Source organism: Prochlorococcus marinus XMU1408 (assembly GCF_003208055.1).
GTDB classification, from domain to species: Bacteria; Cyanobacteriota; Cyanobacteriia; order PCC-6307; family Cyanobiaceae; genus Prochlorococcus_B; species Prochlorococcus_B marinus_A.
In genome coordinates, this window is the sequence record NZ_QJUE01000005.1 from 126,202 (window position 1) to 149,825 (window position 23,624).

At 36.8% G+C, this 23,624-nt stretch carries 25 protein-coding genes; 10 read left to right on the forward strand and 15 right to left on the reverse strand.

The genetic code is table 11. The features are described from left to right. Complete coding sequence (locus tag DNJ73_RS07075) at nt 1–909, reverse strand: NAD(+) kinase (RefSeq protein ID WP_158467012.1); 909 nt, start codon at nt 907–909, stop codon at nt 1–3. Between the two features lie 95 nt (nt 910–1,004). After that, nucleotides 1,005–2,012 carry a phenylalanine--tRNA ligase subunit alpha gene (gene pheS, locus DNJ73_RS07080; protein ID WP_158467013.1) on the reverse strand — a complete coding sequence of 336 codons (1,008 nt, stop codon included), beginning with the start codon at nt 2,010–2,012 and terminating at the stop codon, nt 1,005–1,007. Nucleotides 2,013–2,080: 68 nt separating this feature from the next. On the opposite strand from pheS, the gene surE reads away from it, so the two are divergent. Continuing rightward, nucleotides 2,081–2,869, forward strand: a complete 789-nt coding sequence (gene surE, locus DNJ73_RS07085; RefSeq protein WP_158467014.1) for a 5'/3'-nucleotidase SurE — start codon at nt 2,081–2,083, stop codon at nt 2,867–2,869. Between the two features lie 3 nt (nt 2,870–2,872). Here the strand turns inward: surE and DNJ73_RS07090 are convergent, their stop codons facing one another. Next, nucleotides 2,873–3,436, reverse strand: a complete 564-nt coding sequence (locus DNJ73_RS07090) for a DUF3611 family protein (protein ID WP_158467015.1) — start codon at nt 3,434–3,436, stop codon at nt 2,873–2,875. Between the two features lie 60 nt (nt 3,437–3,496). Between DNJ73_RS07090 and DNJ73_RS07095 the strand changes: the two genes are divergently transcribed. From DNJ73_RS07095 to DNJ73_RS10040, 6 genes are all read left to right on the forward strand, one after another. Then, the gene (locus tag DNJ73_RS07095) at nt 3,497–4,417 is read left to right on the forward strand and encodes a bifunctional riboflavin kinase/FAD synthetase (protein WP_257473407.1); all 921 of its coding nucleotides are present in this window, start codon (nt 3,497–3,499) and stop codon (nt 4,415–4,417) included. Between the two features lie 157 nt (nt 4,418–4,574). Continuing rightward, entirely contained in the window at nt 4,575–5,621 is a 1,047-nt protein-coding gene (locus DNJ73_RS07100; protein ID WP_158467017.1) for a thiamine phosphate synthase, read from the forward strand. After that, on the forward strand, nt 5,618–5,845 hold the full coding sequence (gene thiS / locus DNJ73_RS07105; RefSeq protein WP_158467018.1) for a sulfur carrier protein ThiS: 228 nt from the start codon (nt 5,618–5,620) through the stop codon (nt 5,843–5,845). The genes DNJ73_RS07100 and thiS overlap by 4 nt, the downstream gene beginning before the upstream one ends. Nucleotides 5,846–5,854: 9 nt before the next feature. After that, entirely contained in the window at nt 5,855–6,820 is a 966-nt protein-coding gene (locus tag DNJ73_RS07110; protein WP_158467019.1) for a DUF1517 domain-containing protein, read from the forward strand. A 159-nt stretch (nt 6,821–6,979) separates the two neighbouring features. Next, the gene (locus DNJ73_RS10225) at nt 6,980–7,114 is read left to right on the forward strand and encodes a hypothetical protein (RefSeq protein ID WP_257473409.1); all 135 of its coding nucleotides are present in this window, start codon (nt 6,980–6,982) and stop codon (nt 7,112–7,114) included. Between the two features lie 65 nt (nt 7,115–7,179). Continuing rightward, on the forward strand, nt 7,180–7,317 hold the full coding sequence (locus DNJ73_RS10040) for a hypothetical protein (protein ID WP_187152619.1): 138 nt from the start codon (nt 7,180–7,182) through the stop codon (nt 7,315–7,317). On the opposite strand, the gene larB is transcribed toward DNJ73_RS10040, so the two are convergent. From larB to era, 4 genes are read right to left on the reverse strand one after another with little or no spacing between them, the layout of a single operon-like run. Beyond that, on the reverse strand, nt 7,314–7,961 hold the full coding sequence (larB, locus tag DNJ73_RS07120; protein WP_158467021.1) for a nickel pincer cofactor biosynthesis protein LarB: 648 nt from the start codon (nt 7,959–7,961) through the stop codon (nt 7,314–7,316). The two genes, DNJ73_RS10040 and larB, sit on opposite strands and share 4 nt — an antisense overlap. A gap of 2 nt (nt 7,962–7,963) precedes the next feature. Beyond that, nucleotides 7,964–8,419, reverse strand: a complete 456-nt coding sequence (locus DNJ73_RS07125) for a TIGR03792 family protein (protein WP_158467022.1) — start codon at nt 8,417–8,419, stop codon at nt 7,964–7,966. Then, entirely contained in the window at nt 8,409–9,632 is a 1,224-nt protein-coding gene (gene trmD / locus DNJ73_RS07130; RefSeq protein WP_158467023.1) for a tRNA (guanosine(37)-N1)-methyltransferase TrmD, read from the reverse strand. The genes DNJ73_RS07125 and trmD overlap by 11 nt, the downstream gene beginning before the upstream one ends. 5 nt (nt 9,633–9,637) lie before the next feature. Next, nucleotides 9,638–10,579, reverse strand: coding sequence for a GTPase Era (gene era / locus DNJ73_RS07135; RefSeq protein WP_158467024.1), 942 nt, complete (start codon nt 10,577–10,579; stop codon nt 9,638–9,640). 54 nt (nt 10,580–10,633) lie between these two features. Here era and DNJ73_RS07140 point away from each other — a divergent pair, with 54 nt between their 5' ends. Continuing rightward, a complete protein-coding gene (locus DNJ73_RS07140; RefSeq protein ID WP_158467025.1) occupies nt 10,634–11,146 on the forward strand; it encodes a hypothetical protein in 513 nt (170 codons plus the stop codon). A gap of 46 nt (nt 11,147–11,192) precedes the next feature. Here DNJ73_RS07140 and DNJ73_RS07145 read toward each other — a convergent pair whose 3' ends face one another. The 5 genes from DNJ73_RS07145 to DNJ73_RS07165 all read right to left on the reverse strand — a co-directional run bounded on the left by DNJ73_RS07145 (nt 11,193) and on the right by DNJ73_RS07165 (nt 16,985). Further along, nucleotides 11,193–11,930, reverse strand: a complete 738-nt coding sequence (locus DNJ73_RS07145; RefSeq protein ID WP_158467026.1) for a Bax inhibitor-1 family protein — start codon at nt 11,928–11,930, stop codon at nt 11,193–11,195. 75 nt (nt 11,931–12,005) lie between these two features. Next, nucleotides 12,006–12,983 (reverse strand): PhoH family protein, encoded by a 978-nt coding sequence (locus tag DNJ73_RS07150; RefSeq protein ID WP_158467027.1) that lies wholly within the window; start codon nt 12,981–12,983, stop codon nt 12,006–12,008. A gap of 38 nt (nt 12,984–13,021) precedes the next feature. Beyond that, entirely contained in the window at nt 13,022–13,354 is a 333-nt protein-coding gene (rpsP, locus tag DNJ73_RS07155; protein ID WP_158467028.1) for a 30S ribosomal protein S16, read from the reverse strand. Nucleotides 13,355–13,440: 86 nt separating this feature from the next. Next, entirely contained in the window at nt 13,441–14,892 is a 1,452-nt protein-coding gene (gene ffh / locus DNJ73_RS07160) for a signal recognition particle protein (protein WP_158467029.1), read from the reverse strand. A gap of 38 nt (nt 14,893–14,930) precedes the next feature. Beyond that, nucleotides 14,931–16,985, reverse strand: a complete 2,055-nt coding sequence (locus DNJ73_RS07165) for an IMS domain-containing protein (protein ID WP_158467030.1) — start codon at nt 16,983–16,985, stop codon at nt 14,931–14,933. A 113-nt stretch (nt 16,986–17,098) separates the two neighbouring features. On the opposite strand from DNJ73_RS07165, the gene pdhA reads away from it, so the two are divergent. Beyond that, the gene (gene pdhA / locus DNJ73_RS07170) at nt 17,099–18,175 is read left to right on the forward strand and encodes a pyruvate dehydrogenase (acetyl-transferring) E1 component subunit alpha (protein WP_158467031.1); all 1,077 of its coding nucleotides are present in this window, start codon (nt 17,099–17,101) and stop codon (nt 18,173–18,175) included. A gap of 12 nt (nt 18,176–18,187) precedes the next feature. Here the strand turns inward: pdhA and DNJ73_RS07175 are convergent, their stop codons facing one another. Together DNJ73_RS07175 and DNJ73_RS07180 are read right to left on the reverse strand one after the other, a co-directional pair. After that, nucleotides 18,188–19,129: an RpoD/SigA family RNA polymerase sigma factor gene (locus DNJ73_RS07175; RefSeq protein WP_158467032.1), complete on the reverse strand. Its 942-nt coding sequence runs from the start codon at nt 19,127–19,129 to the stop codon at nt 18,188–18,190. Between the two features lie 158 nt (nt 19,130–19,287). Continuing rightward, nucleotides 19,288–20,901 (reverse strand): NAD(P)H-hydrate dehydratase, encoded by a 1,614-nt coding sequence (locus DNJ73_RS07180; RefSeq protein WP_257473410.1) that lies wholly within the window; start codon nt 20,899–20,901, stop codon nt 19,288–19,290. Here DNJ73_RS07180 and mnmA point away from each other — a divergent pair. After that, nucleotides 20,880–22,094 carry a tRNA 2-thiouridine(34) synthase MnmA gene (gene mnmA / locus DNJ73_RS07185; RefSeq protein WP_158467034.1) on the forward strand — a complete coding sequence of 405 codons (1,215 nt, stop codon included), beginning with the start codon at nt 20,880–20,882 and terminating at the stop codon, nt 22,092–22,094. The genes DNJ73_RS07180 and mnmA overlap by 22 nt on opposite strands. Nucleotides 22,095–22,096: 2 nt before the next feature. Here mnmA and DNJ73_RS07190 read toward each other — a convergent pair whose 3' ends face one another. Continuing rightward, the gene (locus DNJ73_RS07190; protein ID WP_158467035.1) at nt 22,097–23,569 is read right to left on the reverse strand and encodes an apolipoprotein N-acyltransferase; all 1,473 of its coding nucleotides are present in this window, start codon (nt 23,567–23,569) and stop codon (nt 22,097–22,099) included. Nucleotides 23,570–23,624 lie beyond the last annotated feature (55 nt).

Below are 23,624 nucleotides of genomic sequence, written 5' to 3' on the forward strand. Positions count from 1 at the left end.
TTATCTTTTATCAGGTTTTGCAACGTGTGGTAGGCCCCAACCCAATTTATTTCTGAGAACTTGAAAGAACTCATGATCTGAAAGTCGGATAAATTTGACTGGATGATCACTTTTTCTAATTAACACCCGGTCCTCTGGCCACACATAACAACCTGCACTACCATCAACAACCATCATCAATCTTTCAGGGGTAGCGGGAAAAACTGTTACTGGTTCTTCATTACTAAACACAAGAGCTCTTGATGCAAGTGAATGTGGAGATATTGGAGTGAGCTGCAGAACTGGACAATCAGGCGTGATCACTGGCCCTCCAGCACTCAGTGAATAAGCAGTTGAACCTGTAGGAGTAGAAAGTATGACACCATCCGCAGAAATATCCACAGGAGCATGCCGACCAACAGAAATTTCAAAATGACACATGCTTGTCATAGGCTCTCTGTGTAATGCCATTTCATTAAGACAAAGAGCTTCCCACCGACATTGATCTCCTCTCATAACACTTACAACTAAGCTTGTTCTTTCCTCGATGTCCCATTGTCTTGCAACTAGATGTTGGAAAATTTTATCTATATCTGTAAGGTAAGCCTCAGCTAAGAAGCCTAAATGTCCAGTGTTAATGGTAAGAATTGGTATGCCAATTGGTGCCGTTTGTCTCGCTGCAGACAAAACAGTCCCATCTCCTCCTAAGACAACAGCAAGCAAAATTGAAGAATCAAAACCATCTGGAATACAAGAGTTGTATCCTTGAGAACTCATATATTGGTCAGGATTGGTAAAACCTAATAAACCACCTGAGCTACTAACTCTTACGACTTCAAAACCAGAATCTTCTAGCTTTTTTTGAAAAGTTTTTGCTGTCTTAACAGCAAGCTCTTTCCCGTCATTAACGATCAGTCCTACACGGGGCACCGATCATACTTCACAAACTATTTATCAATATTAGCAATTAAATCTGAATAATTTTATTTAATACAATTAAAAATTAATTCAAAAAATATTTAACTTTAAAACTGTTCTAAGAATCTTAAATCACTCGTATATAACTTTCTAATGTCATCAACTCCATGACGTACCATACAAAATCTTTCAACACCAAGACCAGCTGCAAATCCACTATATTTTTCTGGGTCAATCCCCAATTCCTCAAGAACAGCTGGATCTACCATTCCGCAACCCATAACCTCTAACCATTTTCCACGCCATTGAACATCAACTTCTGCTGATGGTTCAGTGAATGGGAAATAACTAGCTCTGAAACGAATGGGCAGGTCTCCAAAAAACGCTTTTAGAAATGCCATTACTGTTCCCCTTAGATGGCTAAAGTCAAGCCGTTCATCTATTGCTAATACCTCTATTTGATGGAACACCGGCGAATGAGTAGCATCAACTGCATCTCTTCGATAAACCCGGCCAGGAGAAACAATTCTTACAGGTGGTTTCTTGTCCTCAAGACAACGGATCTGAACAGGAGAAGTATGAGTTCTCAAAAGATATTCACCTCCTAAATAAAAAGTATCTTGCATATCTCTTGCAGGATGATCAGGCGGAATATTTAGTGCCTCAAAGTTGTAGTAATCATTTTCTATCTCAGGTCCTTCAGAGACTTGATACCCTAAGCCCAAGAACAGATCAATTATTTGCTCGGTAGTTGTTACCAAGGGGTGTCGATGTCCTTGAGGCACACCAAAAGGAGAAGCTGTAACGTCTATAGTTTCATTAATTAATATCTGATTTAATACTTGAGTTTTCAAGTATTCAAGTTTTTCTTTTATTAATTCTTGTAATTGAGTTTTTAAAACGTTCGCTCTTTGGCCGATCAAAGGTCTCTCTTCATTGGAAAGATTTTTCATCTCTCCCAATAGAAGTGACAGTTTTCCCTTTTTTCCAAGAAAACCTAACCTTAATTTCTCTATTGTTTCAGAATCTTCAGCAGCAGCAATCTCTTTTGCAGCCTCACTTTCTAATATCTCAAGCTCTTTAATGAGCTGTTTTAGGGATAATGTTGAACTCAATGCATTCCTATCTCAAAAACTAGTTTAATCGTCAATCAGTCCCAGTTCTAAAAAACAACTGCTAAAAAATGAAACCATTGAGAATTTTAATTAGTAATGATGATGGAGTTTTTGCTGAAGGAATAAGAACATTAGCTTCATCAGCAGCAAATAGAGGACATGAAGTTAATGTCGTCTGTCCAGATCAGGAAAGATCCGCAACTGGACATGGTTTAACTTTACATTCACCAATAAGAGCTGAAAGAGCAGACGAATTATTTGGAGAAGGTATTAAGGCGTGGGGTTGTAGTGGGACACCTGCCGATTGTGTAAAACTAGCCCTTAATGAACTTCTTGATCAAAAGCCAGATTTAATTCTTTCTGGAATCAACCATGGACCTAATCTTGGTACTGATATTTTTTGCTCAGGGACTGTAGCTGCTGCTCTTGAAGGTACTTTGGATGGGATCCCCTCTATTGCTGTAAGCATTGCAAGTTTTCAATGGAAAAGTTTTAATTTTGCAGGAAAACTAGCCTTAGATCTCGCAGAAAAAGCAATCGAACAAAGTTGGCCTAAAAATTTATTACTAAATCTAAATATCCCTCCTTGTGATGAAACAAAAATGGGGGCTTTAGTTTGGACCAGACTTTCAATCAGGCAATACGAGGAACAATTTATTCGTCGAATAGATCCAAGAGGTAACACTTATTTTTGGATGGCTGGGGAAGCTGTAAAAGATCTTCAATCAGCTGGTGAAGGACCCAAAGGATGGCCAAGTGATGTATCTCAAATAGCTTTATGCTCTCCTTCTTTAACTCCTATTCAACCTGATCTTTTTTGGAGAGGAAATCTAGATGATTTGCCAAAACTAATATAAAAGTTAGTTTTTCCTATAAATTCGTTGTAATAACCACAAAGAAAAAATCAAACCAATTAAGTGCGCGAATAAAACTTGTGTATTACTTAATACGGAAAGCATTTCTAACGAAGTAATTGGATAATTTTCCATTGCTCTCATTCCTGCACCTATCGATATCCCAGGGGCTTGCATTGAAGCCTGAACAAACAAAGCGCCCGCCAAGGATTGATAACCTACCGATGAAAAAACCAAACCGACTAAATCTACTATCAAGCCTCTTTTAAGTAATCGACTAGTCTCTCCTCTACTTGGACGGGCCTCACTACCTAAGGCTCTCGCAGTTTTTACAATCAGCCAGCCTTGCCAAAGGCTAAATAGCAATAAAATAAATGACAATGTCGTGAGAGACAAACCTGGACCAAGCCCCAATGCTCTCTCAGAATTTCTAGCTAAACTACTTCCAACATTGTTGAACAACAAAACGCCCACTACTACTACACCCAAAATTGTTTGAATCCAAAACCGAATCCAACCAATTCTTCTCATTCCTAAAGAAAGTAATTGAAAGTCGCGTTGATCTGCCATCACGATGAATAAGGCGATAACCCAAACTTGCCATCTAAGCACAAAAATTGCACGTTTATCTTGATCCCTCTCTGTGCTCCTGAAAATGCAAAGCTCCCTACTGCACTGGCTTTAGGTAGTTTCGACGGCCTTCACTTGGGTCATAAAAAAGTAATAAAAGCTATCTTAAAAGAGCCAATTGGTGTGCCAACAGTTGTAAGTTTTTGGCCTCACCCACGCGAAGTTCTCTTCGGTGAATCAAGACTAAGATTAGACTTACCTTCTGAAAAAACCTTTCTACTCAAGCCACTTGGAATAGAACAATTAGTTTTAGTTCCATTTAATAAAATTCTTGCATCTAAAAGTGCTGAAACATTTGTAGATGAAATCCTAGTAAAAACCCTTCATGCTAAACACATAGCAGTTGGAGAGAATTTCAGGTTTGGTCGTAATAGGGAAGGTGATATTTCTACTCTGAAGAATATTGGAGCAACACTAGGCATAAAAGTTTCTGTTGTTCCTATTCTCGAGGACGAACATGGTCGACTAAGTAGTAGCAGAATACGGAAAGCACTTTCTGATGGGGATTTAAAACATGCAAAATATCTTTTGAATCGTCCTTATACCTTTAGAGGGATTGTAGAGAGAGGTAAAGGGTTAGGCAAAAAGATTGGATGGCCAACAGCAAATTTAAAAATAGATGGAAGAAAATTCCTTCCATCATTTGGTGTCTATGCAGCCTGGGCTTCCATAGCAAATAAAAAAGAACGTTACGCTGCCGTTATGAATCTTGGCCCTCAGCCCACAATTGATCCAAACTCATCTTCTGCCGTAGAAGTACATTTATTATCCAAAGAAATCAATCTGCTAAAAAAAGAATTAATTATTGAACCAATCCAAAGGATAAGAGCTCAACAAAAGTTTGAAAGCGTAGAAGCATTGAGCAAACAAATAAACTTAGACGCACAATTAGCAAAAAATATTTTAGCTACCTACGTTTAAATTCAAGTAATTGTGGGATAAGCGTTAGATAACCCCCACACAACAAACAAACCTATGCCCCCTAACAAAAAGACACCCCAAATAAGCACATTCATATTGTTTTCAGAATCATTTTCCACAATAAAATTGAAAAACATATTATCTAATAAAGGATGACATGAAATCAATGCCTGTCACCCCTCCTTCTGATAATCGTATTGCTCAATTAATAGACGCAAACCTTGATCGAGCAAGAGAAGGCCTACGAGTGATGGAAGATTGGTGCAGGTTTGGGCTCAAGAGAAAAGATTTTTCTATCCAAATCAAAGATTGGAGACATCAATTAAGTGCGCATCACCATATCATTTATCGAAAAGCAAGGCTTACATCCCGTGACCCTGCTATGGGCGTTTCACATCCTTTACAAAAGAACAGATTAACTCCAGAAGCAATATTTATTGCGAATTCGTCCAGAGTTCAAGAAGCATTAAGAGTAATAGAAGAATTTACTCGGATAACAGATCCAAAGCTTTCTGAAGTGGCTTCAAAAATCAGATACGAATCTTATGAGTTCGAAATCAAAGTACTAGATACAAAAGAAGAAATAGTCAGGAGAAAAATCCTAAAAGATTGCTCCCTATATCTATTAACATCAAATAAAAAAAACCTCAAAGAAATTGTTCTTCAAGCCTTAGATGCTGGTATAAAGATTGTTCAATATAGAGAAAAATTTTTAAATGATATTGAAAAAATAAATCAAGCTAAAGAATTAGCCTCTCTATGTAAAAAATACAATTCTCTTTTCATCGTCAATGATCGTGTAGATATCGCCCTTGCTGTTGAAGCCGATGGCATTCATCTAGGGCAAGAAGATATTCCAACTAAAATTGCTAGAGAGCTTTTAGGGCCTGAAAAAATTATTGGAATAAGTACACATTGCATTGAAGATATAAAGAATGCCGAAAAAGAAAACTGTGATTATATTGGTATAGGACCTATCTTCCCCTCTGAAACAAAAAAGAAACTTCATCCAATTGGAATTGACTACCTAAGAAAGGGATTAAATGAAACTCTCCTACCGGCATTTGCTATTGGTGGAATAAATAGCTCAAATATCAATAAATTAAATCAGATCAAGAAGCTACGTATTGCCGTTTCAGATGCAATTATCAATTCAAATGACCCCTTTTCAAAAACTGAAGAGCTTTTCAAGTTATTAAAATGAAATTAAAAATCAACGGTGAAATTAAAAGCATTAACAATTCAGATAAAGATTTTTTCCTGGAGGATTTAATTAAATACTTAGGTTATCAACCCCAATTGGTCGTAGTTGAGTTAAATGGTGCCATCATTAACTCGCATAAATGGATCAATACAAAAATAAAAGATGGAGATTGCCTAGAGGTTGTGACAATAGTTGGTGGAGGTTCCTACAGTGAACTCAATTAAGATAAGTAAGTGGCCTATTTTACTAGCTTCAATTTGATTAAAAGAACAAGAATTTTCTCCTTTCTTGGTGTTTTAGCAATAATCTTATCTTTTTTATTTCTGAATCCCAACTTAGCAAACGCTGCTAGTGGAGGGCGAATAGGTGGGGGGAGTTTTCAGGCTCCCTCTTCACCACGAAGACAAAATTACGGAGGCTATGGAAATAATAATTTTCGAGGTTATGGTGGTGGCTACAGAGGAGGTGGGATAGGTTTCCCTTTCTTATTGCCAATATTTGGGTTTGGTGGTGGTGGAATTTTTGGGTTTTTAATACTTATGTCAATCGTTGGCGTGATTGTTAATTCATTTAAAAACTCTTCAGGTTTTTCCAACTCAACGAATACATCAATAGTTTCGCAATCTGCGATTCCATCCAAAGTTTCTTTAATACAATTTCAGATTGGTTTACTTGCAAGTGCAAAAGAAATTCAAATAAAGCTTAGAGAACTTGCTTCCTCTTCAAACACCTCAACTTCATCAGGCCTTCAAAGAGTCCTTCAAGACACAACACTTTCCTTACTAAGAAAGCCTGAATTATGGGTCTATTCAAATATAGAGTCAGGCTCTGTTCCATTTGCCTCCGCAGAATCAACATTTAATCGGATATCAATTACTGAAAGAAGCAAATTAAAAGCAGAACTCACATCAAACTATTCAGGTCAAATTTCTACATCAACAAATAATGAATCCAAGCCTGGAGATTCTGATTCGACAAATGAATACATCGCGATAACGATTCTACTAGCAACTAAAAAGGATTTAAAACTCAAAAACTCAGCAAACAACGAAATCATTACAGAAGCATTGAGACTCTTAGGATCGATATCATCAAATGACTTAATCGCTTTAGAAGTTATATGGCAACCCGACGGAGAGGGAGAGACGCTGAAAGAAGAAGAGTTAATAATTCAGTACCCAAATCTTAAACATTTATAAAGTCAGTACCCAAAATAACCAAAAACCTGATTTCTTTATATTTTTTTCATCTTATTTACGTAAACAACAAACAATTTTTACCTAAATAACAGTTAGGATTCCCTCACAGATTTATTTTTAACAGAAGTGTCGGCTTCTTCACAACCAGAACCCCGCTCAATGAAATGGGAAAGCTCGGGAGAGCTTGCTCAAAGAGATTTATCAGAGCTTGTCAATCGTCTTCTAGATGTTGAATCAAGTAATAATAGTGATGAGCTAACAAGACTTAGTAGCAAATATGACGAAGAATCTTAAGACTTTTAATTCTCCCTTGCGCTCCTTAATTTAATAGCTCAATTTAAGGCAAAGTAATAGGTTTAATGAGAAGAAAGACTATTCAATGGATAAATACCCCAGTTCTTACTGAAGCAATATTTCGTTATGAGAAAGGACTACTTCCTAACTCAATGAAATTATGGTTAGAACAGGTCCTAGAAATAAAATCGAAAAAAGATTAGGCTAATAAAATCCTCATAGCAGCCATTGCGGCACCGTAACCATTATCAATATTCACCACCAATAGTCCTGGAGCACAACTTGCAAGCATCCCTTCCAAAGCAGTTTTCCCACCGCCACTAACCCCATATCCCACTGAAACAGGAAGTCCAATAATTGGCTGAGGAATTAATCCAGCGAGTACTGTAGGTAAAGCTCCCTCCATTCCAGCACAAGCAATAACTACTTTTGCTGATTTAATTTCTTCCAGTCTATTTAGCAACCTGTGAAGTCCTGCCACTCCAATATCAATCAATAATTTAGTTTTTATTCCATGCAAATTCAAGGCTATTTCTGCTTCTGATGCCACTGCTATATCACTTGTACCTCCAGTCAAAATAATTACCTCTTCCTCAGAAGAAGTAAATTCCTTAAATACTCCCATAGTTAAACAACCAGATATTTCATGAAATTCTGCAGAAGGAAATTCAACTAAAAGTTTTTCTCCTTTTTCTTTGGAAAGTCTAGTCACCAAAGCAGTTTCAGACTCATATTGATATTGTTTCAATATTTCAGAAATTTGTTCAATTGTTTTATGCTCCCCCCATATGGCCTCAATCACACCGAGTCGCCTTCGCCTCTGAAAGTCAATATTTGATTGATTCATTTTTACTCTGGATTTAATTCCCCTTCAAAAATCAATGGAAAAGGATTTCCACTAGTTTCACCTGTTTCCTTTCTGGCAATCTTTTCGAAATCCTGCTGTACAAGATTTATTTCTGTCTGAGAGATGTTTTTCCAAACGGCTCTTGACTCCCAACCAATTAATAAGGTTGCTTCCTCAACTTTAGGATCCCAAAAAAGTTGGCGTCCTAAAAAACCGTCTTGTTTCAATAACCATGGCTCCCAACTTCCTTTTTCTGCTTTTAACCAAGCATTTTTAAATTTTTTTGGGACATCAAGCTTAAGGTGCTCAACAATAGATTCTTTTGGGAAATTCAATTTCGATAAAGACTCAGCTTGAATATTTTTAACGTTCCCAAAAATGATAGAAAGAAAAATCACATTAAGAAAAAGGAACCTAAATGTTTTTCCTATAAAATCTTCACTTCTACTATTTTTCATTTTTTTTCATCAAAACAACTGCATGACAAGATATCCCTTCCTCTCTTCCCTCGGCACCTAATTTCTCATTTGTAGTTGCTTTAACTCCTACATCATCAACATTAACTCCTATTTTTTTAGATAGTTTCTCCTTCATCAAGTCAATATAAGGTTTTAATTTAGGCCTTTCAGCAACAATAACAGAATCAATATTTTGAATTTGCCAACCTTTCTTCTCAATTAATTCAATGACCTGTTCAAGAAGAATCAAACTATCTGCATTTTTCCATTTAGGGTCATCTGGAGGAAAATACTTTCCAATATCCCCCAAGGATAATGCCCCTAATATGGCATCCATAATTGCATGAGTAAGAACATCTGCATCACTATGTCCATCAAGACCTAAACCCTCAGGATGATTTAACTTGACTCCACCAAGTATTAAAGGTCGACCAGGAACTAATCGATGCATGTCATAACCGTTGCCTATTCGTAAGCTCAATTCAGTTTTCAATAATGAACTTCTCTTTTCAGATGATAATTGGTTGAGCTTCCAAAGTTCGAACAAATCTGGTCTACGAGACTGTGTTCTGATTTCTCTTTGCTTCTGCCTCCATTCTTTAATTAATTTATGGTTACCACTCAGAAGGACATCAGGAACTTTCATGCCTTTGAATTCTGAGGGTCGTGTGTATTGGGGATGTTCTAAGAGAAATTCATTATGACTTTCCTCTTCTAATGATTCGGCACTGCCTAAAGTTCCAGGCAATATACGAACTACTCCATTAATAACAGTTATTGCAGGAATTTCCCCACCCGTAAGAACAAAGTCTCCAATTGAAATCTCTTCATCAGCTAAAGACCTAATCCTCTCATCAAATCCCTCATAGCTACCACATATCAAAATGAGTTGATCTTCTTTTGACCATCTAGAAAAATCAGATTGAGATATTTTTCTACCTTGTGGAGTCATCAAAAGTATCTTTTTTTTATTGAGTTTTGGAATTTGATCAATTACCGAAAAATAAGGTTCAGGCTTTAAGACCATTCCAGCTCCTCCGCCATAAGGTTCATCGTCAACTTTTCGATAATTATCTATTACATGGTCACGAGGATTGTATATATGAATTGATGCAATCTTCTCCTCAAAAGCCTTTTTTATAAGTCCATGGTTAAAAAAGTTTTTAAATGCTTCTGGGAAAAGGCTTACCACATCAAACCTCAATTTACTCATATGAATTAGCTCCCTTCATAACCAAACTCATTAAGCCGAGAAGATTTACTTCTCCAGTCAGGAACAACTTTAACAAACAATTCTAAATAGACATTCCCATTAATTAAAGTTTGAATTTGCAGTCTCGATTCCTGGCCAATTTTCTTCAACATACTCCCTCCTTTACCAATTAAAATTCCTTTCTGACTTTTTTTCTCAACACAAATAGTTGCAAGGATTCCTGTTGTGGAATTCTCTTTAGATCTTTTTTTCGAAGGTATATCTTCTATTTTATCAATAGAGACTGCAACACTATGCGGAACCTCTTCGCGTGTATTTATTAAAACTTGTTCTCTTATAAATTCAGCCATCAAAAACTTCTCAGGATGGTCACAAGTCATATGACTTGGATACAACTGAGGACCAAAAGGTAGTTTTTCTTCTATTTGATTAATCAATTCATCACATCCTTCTCCTGTAAGAGCGCTACAACAAACAACTGGCCAATTTTTACCCTCAAAAAAATCTAAATATTCCTTCTTTCGTTCTTTAAATTGACTCAACGTAACAAGATCATATTTATTCAATGCAATAATTACAGGTATTTGTAAATTTCTAATCAAATTCAAAATAAATGCATCACCTCTACCTGGAGAATAATTTGCTTCAAAAATAACTAAAACTGCATCCACCTCTCCAATAGATCTTTTGGCGCTCTGAACAAGTCTTTCTCCTAATAAATGATGGGGTTTATGAATACCAGGAGTATCTACAAAAATAATTTGGGACTTTTTATTAGTAAGTATTACTTTTAATCTATTTCTAGTAGTTTGAGCAATAGGAGATGTAATTGCTATTTTTTCACCAATAAATTTGTTTATTAAAGTTGATTTACCAACGTTGGGTCTACCTATTAATGCAATAAATCCTGACTTAAAACCCTCTTGATTTAAATCGCCCAAAGACATTTTTTTCTCTACGATTGATTATCTATAGCCTTACTCTAAAAGAGCAATAAAACCATGAATGAACAGAAACCAACTTTTAAAGAGGCTATGCAAGCATCACTGCTTTGGTGCAAAAGCTGGGAAAATGATGAAATAAGTGATGAAGTTATTTCTGATCGAATAGGTGAGCTTATAAAAACGGTGGAGGGGGCAAGAGGTTTTTTTGCAGTAAGTTTCTCAATAGATTGTCCTTTAATGGATAGGTTTCCTGATGCATTAATTTTTCAATTAAGAAGTTCTGGAGAAATTGTTGTTGACATAACAGTAAAAAATCTTGCTATGAGCTCAGCGATGATAATTACACATAAAAAGAATAATGATCCGCAGGAAATGCAATCAGAAAGAATAAAAATTCGGTGTATTGAATTACTTAAACTATTAAATTCAAATCAAGTAAAAAAACGATTAGATGTTTTACTTGAAGCAACAAAAGGGAATGGAGAAGACTTGAGATTTCTTGATAGATGGGGTTTTGACGATGAACAAATCAAGGCAATATCAGAAAGTATTTATGAAGTTGCAACATAAAAAAAGAGCCTTATGGCTCTTTTTTTATGTTGCATTTAATTTATTCTTAATCTCTTCTTCCACCACCCTGAAGGGCAATAATAAGACGAAGGACAAAAACAAAAAGGTTTATATATGTAAGGTACATCCCCAATGCTCCCGCTAAATATTGTTCATCGTTATATCTTCTTGGCATTGTATAGAAATCTACAAATGACATAGCAACAAAAAGTACTGTTCCAAAGCCAGCAATCATTAATTCAAATCCACTGCCACCAAACATCCCTGGAGCAAATAAACCACCAATAAACTGGAAAAGCATTGCAATAATTAGACCAAGCAATCCAAGCCCAACTGCGCCTTGCAAAGCTTGACCGACGTTATCACTCATTTTCCTTCCTACAGAAGAAGCAATTACGAATGTGATCCCAGTAGCGAAAACAGCTGTTCCTATTGCTCCCATTCCTGCTACTTGAATTGCTAATCCAACAATCCCACTTAAAGTAAATCCTGTTAATAAGCTAAATCCTGTCAAGAGTGGAAGCGCTTTAGAGTTATTTGCATTGTTGGCAGCGCTGCTTGCCATGAAAAATAGAACTATCTCGGCAATAAATGCGGCTATAAATAGCGGACCAAATAAAGGATTGTTAGTTGCTTGTAAAGATAGTCCACCCAAAACACCTAATCCAGTTAAAGCCATTCCTCCGCCTACATAAGGCAAGGCTTTATTTACTACATTTGGGCCAATAAGTGCACTTGATTGTGCTTCGCGAATTGCTTGTTGAAAATTGCTGTTTGCTGGCATAACGCACCAGATAATTATTAATACTTATTTTGACACAAAAAAAATAAGTCTTCACGAATGTGAATGCGGATCACCCTATCGTCTTTGTCTGTCTAGTTCTGCATAAGCATCAACAACACTTTGAACAAGAGGATGTCTTACTACATCTGCCGATGTGAGTCTGCAAACTGAAATCCCATCAACCTTTTCGAGTAAATCTGCTGCTTCAATAAGTCCACTCATCTGTCCAAATGGAAGGTCTACTTGTGTTACATCTCCTGTTACTACCATCCGTGACCTCTCACCTAATCTTGTAAGAACCATTCTCATTTGAGCTGGGGTTGTATTTTGAGCTTCATCAAGTATCACAAAAGATTCTTCAAGAGTCCTTCCTCGCATATAAGCCAAAGGAGCGACTTCGATTACGTTTTTTTCAATTAGTAAATTAGTTTTTTCTTGTCCAAGTAACGAATGGAGTGAGTCATATAAAGGTCTCAAATAAGGATCTACCTTTTGCTGGAGATCTCCTGGTAAAAAGCCCAATCTTTCTCCAGCTTCAACAGCAGGTCTAGTCAAAACAATTTTCTCAATTTTTCTATCTGTGAGCATTCGCACAGCCAATACAGTTGCTAAAAATGTCTTACCTGTGCCAGCTGGTCCTAAAGCAAAAGTAAGGTCATTTTTTTCCATTGCTTCTACATAGATTTTTTGTCTAATTGTTCTGGGTCTTAAAAGATTTCCTCTTTGACTTCTTGCTAAAACTTTATTTGTTGATGAAGCATGATCATTTTTCTTTCCAATATCCAAAGCTCCAGCCGCTGCATGTAAATCGACCGGTGACACAATTTGTCCATCCTGCCAAATTGGTCTAACTAACTCAACTATTGCTGCAGCTCTCTCGAGTTGATAAGAAGTTCCTTTTATTTCAAGTTGCAATCCCCTCAAAGCAAAAGAAGCACCAGTAAGACTTTCCAATCTGTGAAGTGTTGACTGACCAGTTCCAGACAATGCAGTAGCCGCATCGGAATCAGGTAGATCTATACAAAAGCGACCTTCAGTGGTTGCTTCAGACATAAATTTTCTTGAGGTTTTTAATATTCATCTAAAACTTCTTATTCAGAAGTTTCTGATGCAGGAGCATCTTTTTTCTTTGCAGATCTCTCTCTTTCTTGTTTTTTCTTACCTAATACCTCAGCTGGCCGAACTTTTTTTTCTAGAAGGCCTCCTTTTTCCAATAAAGTTCTTACTGCGTCTGTCGGCTGTGCACCCTGCCCTAGTCGAATTCTCAATGCCTCTGTATCTAATCTGGTTTCTTTGGTTCTTGGATTGTAAAAGCCTAATTCTTGTAGAGGGCGACCATCACGCCTTGATGTGCTGTTACAGGCAACTAGACGAAAACTGGATTCACGCTTTTTACCAAACCGCTTTAGGCGGAGCTTGATCATCTTCGATTTATATGTAAGTGGATTGAACTCTAAGGTTCTTCACTTTAATAATACTCTACAGATGTTTGATTTAGCCTTTGTGATCTCTAAAGATCACCAAAACCTTTCTTTTTTTTAAATGGGCGTTGTCTTCTCGGAGCCGAACCAGGTCCTCCTCTTCCTCTCCTTGACTGATTATTTGTATTAGCGCCGATTGAAGAAGGCATGCCAGGGAGGCCTCCATCCATTCCAGGTAACCCCCCTCCTGTAGACATCTGCTTCATCAAGCCTCTCATCCTTTGAAAATCAGCAAGAACCTTATCAACATCTGCTGGCTGATGACCACTTCCACTTGCAACTCTGCGTCGTCTTGATGGTTGTGCTGCCAATAATTCAGGCTTAATCCTTTCATCTGCTGTCATTGAGCCAATCATTGCTTCAATTTTTTTAAGCTGATCTTCTCCACTTTTAATCATTCCATCATCAATTTTATTCATCCCAGGAATCATTTTTAACAATCCCCCCAACGAGCCCATTCGCTTAATCATCCTCATCTGCTTTACGAAATCAGAGAAATCAAAAGTTGCTTCTTGAAGCTTCTTTTGCATTATTTCTGCATCAGCAATTTCAACTTCTTTCTGTGCTTTTTCAACAAGAGTTAAAACATCACCCATACCCAAAATTCTGCTTGCCATCCTCTCCGGATAAAAAGGTTGCAATGCTTCAACCTTTTCTCCGGTACCAATAAATTTAATTGGTTTTCCACTAATTTTCCTAATTGAAAGCGCAGCCCCACCTCTTGAATCTCCATCTAGCTTTGTAAGAACAGCCCCTGTTATTCCTACTTTTTCATGAAAACTTCTCGTAATATCTGCGGCCTCTTGGCCAATCATTGAATCAACTACTAACAAAACTTCATCAGGTTGAACGGCTTCTTTAATGCGAACCATCTCTCCCATCATTTCGGTATCAATTTGAAGTCGACCAGCAGTATCTACAAGAACAGTGTCAAATCCTTCTTCTCTAGCCTTTTCCAAACCTTTTCTAGCAATCTCCTCTGGCTTCAACTTGGAACTTAAATTAAAAACTTCTACATCAATTTGGTTACCTAGAGTTACTAATTGATCAATAGCGGCTGGTCGATATGTATCAGCAGCAACCAATAATGGCTTTTGACTTTTTTCTTTAAGAAGCAGTCCAAGCTTTGCAGTGGCTGTAGTTTTTCCTGCCCCTTGAAGCCCAGCCATCAAAATAACTGTTGGCTTTTTCTCTGAATTCGCCAAGGGATCATTCTCTCCTCCCATCACATTCACAAGTTGCTCATGAACTACTTGAATAAATTTCTGCCCAGGGTTTATACCTCTTACAACTTCTGTACCAATAGCTTTGACTCTTACTTCTTCAATAAACTCTTTTACTACAGACAAACTAACATCTGCTTCTAATAGAGCTCGTCTAACTTGTTTAAGTGCTTCATCTACATTTTCCTCTGAAATTTTAGCCTCACCTTTGAATGCTTTTACAGCATCTTCAAATTGATTAGTTAGTTCCTCAAACATTTTTTTAGGGCTAAAGAATTAATTTAAAAAATTATTTTTTAATTACTACTAATATAATCAACGACTTGCCAAATATTTTTATTTTTTCCTAAAATATATTTTACTTTCAATGAGGGTATGACGGTTTCAGATAGAATCTCACCTGAAGAACTAATTCTCTTATCTTGATAGTTTAATTCAACATCTGCTGCGATTCTTTTATCTGCTCTTTGAACAATATTTATTGAAGTTATTCTTGCATCAATAATTTGCCTTTGACCCAATAAACTGTCTTTCTTTCTTTGATCAATAACTCTATTGAACAAAGAAGGTCTTGCAACGGAAATAAGAGTTTTACTTTCTAAACCACTCAAAATATTTGCTTTTCCCTTTAACCAAGATTCAATAAGAGATTGAATTTCTTTATCTGATGGTGAAGACGATTTGAGAGGAATTATTTTATTTGTGTCTAATGTTTCTTTATTGTTTGATATTTTACTTGAATTATTAACTTTGGTTTTAATATTTTCAGACTTCAAAGCTTCCGGCTTAGAAATAATATTAAGATTATTGTTTTGAGACGGTTTTCTCTGCGTAAGTATTCCTAAACTTGTTCCAATAACAAATAAACCAATAAATGCAGCAAAACTAGTATAAATTGGTCGTTTTAATATAAAAGATTTAAAATCTAATTTTTGTATAGTTTCAAATGCTAAATAATATTTTTTTATTACCATTTTGACTAAGTCAGATTTTAAGAAAGCTTCTTGGCTTTTTAATCTTGCATTTAAAGATTTTTCTTTATAGATTTCATCCAAAGAGCCACCTGGTATTGGTAAATCGGCTTTTGCCTCACGGATATTGGATGAGTTGGTCTCTATTTGTTGTTCAGGTCCTAAAGAAGATAAGAATGAAAAGCCAGCTTTTGCAATACCTAATGCCCCCTTTGTTTCCAACTGCTCTACATATTCTTGTACTTCTTTATTTGCGAACCAATCGTCAAGATTTACATTTTGTGTTTCAACATCCCTAAAGCCCACTAAAACATCTTTTTTCAACCAATTCCGACAGTAGTCACAAAGAGCCCCCAAAGCCTCTCCAGGATAGTTATTTAACCAGTCTTTTAATTTATCGTCTGAACTGCTTCTAAAACGAGCCTCAGCTTGTTTAACATCCCCAAGCAAGAGATCTAAGCAACCAATCAATGGCATAGCATCAAAACCATTAATATTGATATTTCGAAGATATTTTCGTGCCTCTTGTAAGAGCTCTGGATCCCTATAAGAGAATCCAGAAGCAATCAAGGCAAAAGCAGCAAGAAATCCTGCATCTTCCGAACCCCTTCTGTACCAATTAATGTAAAGTTTTGATTGTTCTTTTGCAGATAAAAATTTTCTTATTTGAAGAAAAAATAGCTCAAAATCATTTTGATTTAACCCGCCTATTTTTTCTGAATTCTTTTTACCTTCCAGTCCGCCTCTTTTATTAACAAAGTCCTCCAAAAGCCTTATGCCTTCTTGATGAGATTTCTCATCTTCTTTATCTCTACTCAATAAATCAAGGATTCTGTATGGAAGTAAATTCTCCAAATCGGATTCAAGAGTTTTTCTCTCTTCAACAAGCTTTCCCATCCTCTGCAATAGTTGAATACCTTCCTGAAGCAACTCAGCCCCTGAGGCATATCTTCTGCGAGCCTGCTCGTCAATGGATGCATCTCTGCAAGATAATGCTGCAACTAAAGTTAAATCAGACTCTCTGCCACTACCCAAAGCAGGGGCTTGAGGAGGTTGTAATGCTTTTTTTGCAAGCTTAAAAGCTTGGAGAGAAGCATTTGATTCCCAAAGAAGAAGTAAACCTGCGACTTCTCGATTTGAAGACAAATCAAGCCCTGAAGAACCTTCAAGAAGAGCAAGTTCGTAAGATTGTCTTTGGGTGGGATTTGATAGAAGATCAGCAGAAAGTCTTAATAACTCAGATCTCTGAGCCAAAACTTCATATGTAAATCCTTGCTTGGGAGGACGATCTAGTCTTAGCTGAAAAGCCCTTAGGACTTCTTCAGCATTTGCAGAAGGGCTAACCCCCAATAAGCGAAAATGATCAATAGGTAATTCCAATCGCTACTAGGTAATCAGAAAAAAGCTCTAGGCATCGTAAGGGGTTTTAACCATTTTGCATCCATTGACGCTTAAAGTCTAAAAAGGATTGATACGTGAATATGAACAAAGTCATGTCTCCCAACCCAAACCAAACCAGCCAAGACCCTATCCAGCACAGGGAACACGCCGATAGACTAAGCAATCTTGGTCATTCCAAACCAGCTGAAATCAACAGAGAAATTGGTTTAAATCTTTTCAAAGATATGACTTTGGGAAGAAGATTTGAAGATAAATGCGCTGAAATGTATTACAGAGGAAAAATGTTTGGGTTTGTTCATCTTTACAACGGGCAAGAAGCAATAAGTACAGGAGTTATTGGAGCAATGCAACGAAAGCATGACTGGTTTTGTAGTACATACAGAGATCATGTTCATGCTTTGAGTGCTGGCGTCCCAGCGAAAGAGGTAATGAGCGAGTTGTTTGGGAAAGAAACTGGATGTAGTAAAGGAAGAGGCGGATCTATGCATCTATTTTCAAAAGAACATCATCTACTAGGAGGCTATGCATTTATTGGTGAAGGTATTCCAGTCGCTCTAGGAGCCGCTTTCAGCAGCAAATACAAGAGAGAGGCTCTTAATCAAGATAGTGATGCTGTAACTGCAGCTTTTTTTGGTGATGGTACTTGCAATATTGGACAATTTTATGAATGTTTAAACATGGCTCAATTATGGAAATTGCCAATCATATTTGTAGTAGAAAATAATAAATGGGCAATCGGGATGGCTCATGACAGGGCTACTAGTGAAACAGAAATATGGAGGAAAGCTTCTGCCTTTGGTATGCCAGGAGAAGAAGTTGATGGTATGGATGTTTTAGCCGTAAGAGGTGCGACTCAAAGAGCCTTAGAGAGGGCAAGATCTGGAGAGGGACCTACTTTAATAGAATGTCTTACTTATAGGTTCAGAGGACATTCGCTAGCTGATCCAGATGAACTTAGATCTGAAAAAGAAAAAGAATTTTGGGCCAAAAAAGATCCAATAAAAAAGCTAAAAATTGATTTAACTAGTTCTGGTTTAGCCTCTGAAGAAGAATTAAAAAATATTGAAAAAGAAATTGATTTAGAAGTTAATAATGCTGTTGACTTTGCTTTAAAAGCACCAGAGCCTGATCCCAATGAACTAACAAAATATATCTGGGCAGAAAACTAAATTTATAAATTTTCAAATTCCACTTGGTAGTTTTCTAGTGAGGTTTCTCAATTTCCTCAAAGCTTTTAGTTCTACTTGTCTAACCCTCTCACGTGAAACTTGTAACAGTCTTCCAATCTCTGCAAGAGTATGTCTTTCATTACCTTCTAATCCGAATAGAAGTCTAATCACATGCTGTTCTTGTTCGCTTAAATGACTTAACCACCTTCCAAGTTGTTCTTGATGAATTTTTTGTTCAACTTTATCAAGTGGTTCTTCTCCAGAACCATCTGCTATTAAATCTCCTAGGAAGCTACGGCCTTCATCGCCATTAACTGGAGCATCAAGACTACTTGTAGTAAGAGCTTGTCTCAAAATAGAATCAAGTTCTTCCACCTCTATTTCCATCGCCTCAGCTATTTCAAGGCGGCTAGGCATTGCTCCAAGTTTATGAGCCAAATCTAAACTGATTTTTCTAATAGTCGCTAATCTCTCACTAAGGTGAACTGGTAGTCGAATTGTTCTTGACTGACAAGCAATAGCTCTAGTCATACTTTGTCTAATCCACCAAAAAGCATAAGTAGAAAATTTATAACCACGTGTAGGGTCAAATTTTTCTACAGCTCTTTCCAAGCCAAGGGAGCCTTCCTGAACTAAATCTAGTAGTTCTAGACCTTTACCTTGATATTTTTTAGCAACGCTAACTACAAGTCGAAGATTAGCTTTCATCATTCTTTCTTTTGCTCTTCTTCCTATTCGAATCAATCTTCTTTGATGAGAATTAAAGTCTTTGCTCTGGTCTTTTATTTGCCCATCTTCGGTGAGAGCCATCATCGTTTGAACCTGATTACCAAGCTCAATTTCTTCGGCAGGCGTTAATAGAGGAACCCTCCCAATAGAGGAAAGATACCAACTAATTGGATCACTACTGCGTCTTTTTTGTGATTCAGCAGGTTTGGGTGCAGATGAAACCATTGTTTCTTGACCCCGTACTTCAAAGTGATAAGACTTTCCTACAGAAATTGTCAAACTGGCCTGGGTTTCAAGAAGCCTTCAGATTTTGTTGACGATTAGTTAACAAATGACACCAAATCCACCCTTAAATGCCTTGAAAATGGTTGTTTCAAAACATTTCAAGTGCTTTCCTTTTTCATTAATTCACTAAGAAAAGTGCAAATAGTGCTTGCCGTGCTGCCTTTTATGCAAAAAGCTCCTGCATATGCATGCATCAAAGCTGATGCAGCAAGCAAACTTGAATCCAATTTTTTATCACATGCGAGGCCAGAAGCACCCATTCCTGAAACAAACCCAGCCAAAACATCACCAAGGCCAGTTCTTGCAACACATGAATTCACTTGTCCTATTTGCCAGGTTTTACCTCCTGGATCAGAAATAACACTATGAGCAGACTTCAATAAGACAGAAGAACTGCAAATTTTTGCAGCTTCAATTCCAGCCTTCAATGGATTCGAGCAATCAATTGAAGGAAATAGCCTTTTAAATTCTTCTAGATGAGGTGTAAGCCAGGTAGGACCTTTTCTATCATTTAGCCATTCCCAACCTTTCGAAGTTATCGACAGCCTATTGATTGCATCAGCATCAAGAACAAGGAGGCCTTTGAAATCCTGCAAGTAAGAACCAAAACAATCTTTTTCTTCTGCAGTCCCTAATCCAGGTCCAAGCAAAATCGAGTCAAACCTATTCAAGTCAACTTCATTTAAAACTTTGGAAAAATCTGAAGAACCATTCTGAAAAGTATTTAGATCTCCAAGCAATAAAACTTCAGGGTGAGAACTCCAAAGATTAGATGAGACTGAATGAGGCAAAAAAGCGCTAACACTCCCTGTTCCACTTGCTAAAGCGCCATTCAAAGCAAGGGATGCTGCCCCTCTATATTTCTCGCTTCCAGCAATCACCAGAACTCTTCCTCTCTGATATTTACTTTTACTTCTACTTGGCCTAGGCCAAACGAAAGTAGATAAATCTGAAAACGAAATCCTTAGAGGCTGGGTTTCAGGAAGATCAACCAAAATCTTATTTGGGATCCCGATATCTACTCTCTCCAAATCGCCTACAAAATCAATAGCTGAATCTTGAATCAACCCAGTCTTAAAGAGGCCTAAAGATAGTGTAAAAGAAGTTTTAAACGATGTATTTGATAACGTATTTCCATTATCTGAGTCTAATCCTGCGGGGACATCAATACTAATTAATTTATCAGGACTAGTTTTCTTCTTCGTATTCAATAAATAAACTATTTCATCAGAAAAAATTCTTGATTGACCTAATCCAAATAATGCCTCAATCCATAATGAATTAGAATTCGGATCAGGTTTATGCTTCAGGTTTTCAATACCTATTCGAATTGCATAGTCGAAATGTTTTTGTGTTAATTCTTTTTTCAATGGGAATGGACACCAAATAGAGATATCAACGCCTGCCATATAAAGTTCTCTTGCAACAACAAGTCCATCGCCTCCGTTGTGCCCTGGCCCTACTAATACAATTGCACCATTTTCAATCAATCTTTGCCTGTCTAATATCCATGTAGAAATACCAATCCCTACCTTTTCCATAAGAGCTTCAACAGGCATACCCATAGAAAACATTTCTTTTTCTATGATTTGCATCTGCTCAGAAGAAACCATCAAATGTTCAGAATCAGATTGAGGCCAATTCAAAATCAAAAAGCAACCAAACCCACTATGAATAGAAGCTACTATTAATGCCCATGAATGTGGAAACAAGAGAAACAAAAAAAGTTTTAAATCATTTGACTTCAGAAAAAACAGTCGCGAAAACATTAAAAAGACTGCAAGCATTTTCTGGAAATCATTCGGTTGTAGTGGGGCTTTCCGGAGGTGTAGATAGCTCCTTAACTGCTGCTCTTCTTTGTGAAGCTGGTTGGGACGTAGTGGGATTAACTTTGTGGCTAATGAAAGGAAAAGGATCTTGCTGCTCAGATGGATTAATTGATGCAGCAGGGATATGTGATCAACTTGGAATTAAGCATCACATAGTCGATTCAAAAGAAATTTTTCAAAAAGAAATAATCAATAACGTCGTAAAAGGATATGAAGAAGGAATTACTCCTTTGCCCTGCTCACGCTGCAATAAATCAGTCAAATTCTCAGAAATGCTGAAATGGGTTAAAGAAAATAAAAATGTCGAAAAGATTGCTACTGGGCATTACGCAAGAATTAGATATTCAAATGAATCTTTCGACAGAAATGATCTTCCGAGTGATGGAATTAAAAGACATAAGCTTTTAAGAGGTAAAGATCTCAACAAAGATCAAAGCTATTTTTTATATGATCTCCCTCAAGAAATCTTAGGAAAAACAATTTTTCCTCTTGGAGAATTAACTAAAGAGATAACACGAATCGAAGCTTTTAAACATTCATTAAAAACTGCCGAAAAGCCAGAAAGTCAAGACCTATGTCTTGCTGAACATTACGGATCAATGAATGCATTTATTGATAAGTATTTACCCCAAAAGCGAGGAGAAGTTGTTCTTAAAAATGGTCAAGTTATAGGTTCCCATAATGGAATACAGCATTTCACGATAGGACAACGAAAGGGATTAGGTATTGCTTGGGAAGTGCCTTTACATGTTGTTGAACTTGATGCCTCTTCAAACAGAGTAATTGTTGCTCCAAGAGAAGATTCTGGCAAGTCAGAATGTATTGTAAAAGATATAAATTGGGTATCAATTGAAGCACCTAAAGAACCAATTGAAGTTGAGGTACAAATTAGATATAGAAGTAAAGCAGTGCAAGCAAAGTTAATACCAATTATTGATAATCCTAAAGAAAATTATTGTTATAAATGTCATATTCATTTTGAAGAAGATCAATTTTCAATTACTCCTGGACAAGCAGCAGTATTTTACAAGGGTGATTATGTATTAGGAGGAGGACTAATTTCGAAGGAGTATTAATATTAACTGTACTTACGTAATCGCAAAACACCTATTAAACTTATAAGAATAACTGCAATCAAAGGCAAATCAGAGATAAATGTATATATTGTTTTCTTTCCATTTAATTCAAGATCAACGAGGTGAACAAGTTCTTTATTTGGTTTAAGAAGGGTATCAATTCTTCCATTACTTTTAATCAAAGATGTTGGTCCGGTATTGGAGACAGCTATCAAATTTTTTGATGTTTCTATACTCCTTAATTGAGCAATAGATAAAAATTGTCTCTGCAAAGAAATAGGATAGGGATCTAAATTTGCAATCACTAAAATCCATTTAGCTCCCTGATTTACTGCTTTAGCTATAGCTTTCCCATTACTCAATTCATAACAAATAGCACCTGCAAAAGAGGGGCCCTCCCAATCAAGAAGTCTTGATGTATTCCCACTTTCAATTCCACCTACTGCAGAAAGTCCATTTTTCAAAAAGTTAGGCAATGGAGGAATCCATTCGCCCAGGGGGACTAATCTAGATTTGTCCAATACATCCGAAAAAGACTCTTCACCTGGATTAAAAATTAATAGTGAGCTTCGTAGAGAACCATTTATTTTCCTGAAACCTCCAGAGAGAAATTTAATAGGAAAATCTCGGATCTTTGATCTATCCAGAGGCAACGTTCCCTCTGGAGCAATTAAAAAAGATGCATTCATTTCAATAGCATCAGTTAAGGCTCTATTGACTTTTGAGGGCAAAGCACTTATTTCTTTCTGACTAAATTTTTGTCTTATTGGAATATTTGTTTGCCACATCGCAACCTTTTCTGCCGAATCAATTGGAGAATCCAGTAACAAGATAAATCCAATTAAATGAGCCAACGAGAAATAAGCAAGGCCAAGAATAATCAATTTCTTGATTTTTTTTCTAGCTTGAAATGCAATTGAAAGTTGCCAAATCCACCATCCAGCTAAAAGATGGATAGAGGCCAAGCCTCCCGCGCCTATCCATTTTGCTAATCCAGCCAAATATCTATCTTGTGGTAATAAACTTGGCCCCACTCCCATCCAAAACAAAGGTCCTCTAGAAAGTAGCTCTTCAGAAAGCCCCCATATTGTTGACAATAAGACTGCATAAATAAACTTATTTTCTAATTTAGAAAACTGCAGTCTTCCAGGAGCAAAAAAGCCACTCAAAGCTGACCAAATAAAAACCAGAACTCCTCCAAAGACTCCACAAAAAAGCCATATAAAAATGGTAATAGGTAAGCTTAAATTTGAGCTTATCCCTACCCAACTGATTGGATGCAAAGAAAGCAACCACTTATGACTCCATAAAATAGCCGTCGCACCCCAACAAAAGCCTCCCCATGGATTTTTACTAGCAGGCCAAAGTAAAGATATTCCCAAAAGCATGTATATATAATTGCCTTCACTAAGGGAGATTCCTGCTAGAGCTCCACCAGCAAAAGCTTTAATAAAAAGAGAATAGATATTATTCATAAATCCAATTTAATAAAAATACACCGACAAAATTCATACTCTCTGGTTAGTTATC